Genomic DNA, 1,637 nt, shown 5'->3' on the forward strand with positions numbered 1-1,637 from the left:
GCCCCCGGGACCCTCCCCGCCCGAGGACGGGCCGGGAGGGCGGTGCCGGCCTCAGGAGGTCAGCGAGGCCTTGCGGGTCGAGATGACCAGGTCGACCAGACCGTACTCGACGGCCTCCTCGGCCGTGAGGATCTTGTCGCGCTCGATGTCGTCGCGGACCTGCTCGACCGAGCGGTTGGAGTGCTTGGACAGCATCTCCTCCAGCTGCTCGCGCATCCGGAAGATCTCCTTGGCCTGGATCTCCAGGTCGGAGACCTGGCCGCGGCCGGTCTCGGTGTACGGCTGGTGGATGAGGATGCGGGCGTTCGGCAGCGCCATCCGCTTGCCGGGGGTGCCGGCCGCCAGCAGCACGGCCGCCGCCGAGGCCGCCTGGCCCATGCAGACGGTGGTGATGTCCGGCTTGACGTACTGCATGGTGTCGTAGATGGCCGTCAGGGCCGTGAACGAGCCGCCGGGCGAGTTGATGTACATCTGGATCTCGCGGTCCGGGTCCATCGACTCCAGGCACAGCAGCTGCGCCATGATGTCGTTGGCCGAGACGTCGTCCACCTGGGAGCCGAGGAAGATGATGCGCTCCTCGAACAGCTTGGCGTACGGGTCGTACTCGCGGATGCCCTGCGAGGTGCGCTCGACGAAGCGCGGCACGATGTAGCGGCCCTCGGCCCGCATGTCCTCGACGCGGGCCTTGGCGGCCGACAGGCTGGGGATGTTCATGGGTGTTCTGGTCCTCCGGAGCGTTGTGGCTGTGGTCTCGTGGGCCCGGGCCGGGGCTCAGGCGCCGGTGCCGCCGCCGCCGGGGACGTCCGCGGCGCTGTGCATGATCGCGTCGATCAGGCCGTACTCCAGGGCCTCCTCCGGGGTGAACCAGCGGTCACGGTCGGAGTCCTGGGTGATCTGCTCGAAGGACTGGCCGCTGTGGAACGCGATCAGCTCGGACATCCGCTTCTTGGTGCGCAGCAGCTGCTCCGCCTGGATCCGGATGTCGGTGGCCGAGCCGCCGAGGCCGGCGGAGGGCTGGTGCATGAGGATGTTGGCGTTCGGCAGCGAGAAGCGCTTGCCCTTGGCGCCGGCGGTCAGCAGGAACTGGCCCATCGAGGCGGCCATGCCCATCGCGATGGTGACGACGTCGTTCTTGATGTACTGCATGGTGTCGTAGATCGCCATGCCGGCCGAGATCGAGCCGCCCGGGGAGTTGATGTAGAGGAAGATGTCCTTGTCCGGGTCCGCGGCCAGCAGCAGCAGCTGGGCGGTGATCTTGTTGGCGATGTCGTCGTCGACCTGCTGGCCGAGGAAGATGATCCGCTCGTTGAGCAGCCGGTTGTAGACCTGGTCGCCGAGGCCGCCCAGCACGTCACCAGCGGCGGCGTGCGGCGCCATCGGGCCGGGCATCTGCATCTGCGGGTACGTCACTTAGCCACCTGCTCAGTCGATTTGGACGGTCGCTCCACGGCCGTCACGATGTCGCACAGCTTCCGGGTATCACGTCGTGATTGTTGCTGTCCATGGACCCTAACGCGCAGGCCGGGCCGCTGAATCCCTCACGCAGAACTGTTCGCTGTGAGCGCAGGGTTCGCCCCGGGGGCACGGCAGCGGGCGGGAACGGCCCGGGAACGGGCGCGGGCCCGGACGCCGTACGG

2 protein-coding genes are annotated in these 1,637 nt (G+C 68.5%); both read right to left on the reverse strand.

The genetic code is table 11. The annotated features are described in order from the left end of the window. Positions 1 to 51 precede the first annotated feature (51 nt). Positions 52 to 714: an ATP-dependent Clp protease proteolytic subunit gene (locus ACFU74_RS37230; protein WP_380764570.1), complete on the reverse strand. Its 663-nt coding sequence runs from the start codon at positions 712 to 714 to the stop codon at positions 52 to 54. A gap of 57 nt (positions 715 to 771) precedes the next feature. Continuing rightward, a complete protein-coding gene (locus ACFU74_RS37235; protein ID WP_376096046.1) occupies positions 772 to 1,389 on the reverse strand; it encodes an ATP-dependent Clp protease proteolytic subunit in 618 nt (205 codons plus the stop codon). Positions 1,390 to 1,637 lie beyond the last annotated feature (248 nt).

It is taken from the genome of Kitasatospora sp. NPDC057500, from assembly GCF_042802195.1.
Classification (GTDB): domain Bacteria; phylum Actinomycetota; class Actinomycetes; order Streptomycetales; family Streptomycetaceae; genus Kitasatospora.

What these genes read in the sequence shown, in the direction of transcription:
- ACFU74_RS37230 (WP_380764570.1), bottom strand. Translation starts at nt 714, where the DNA reads ATGAACATCCCCAGCCTGTCGGCCGCCAAGGCCCGCGTCGAGGACATG.
- ACFU74_RS37235 (WP_376096046.1), bottom strand. Translation starts at nt 1,389, where the DNA reads ATGCCCGGCCCGATGGCGCCGCACGCCGCCGCTGGTGACGTGCTGGGC.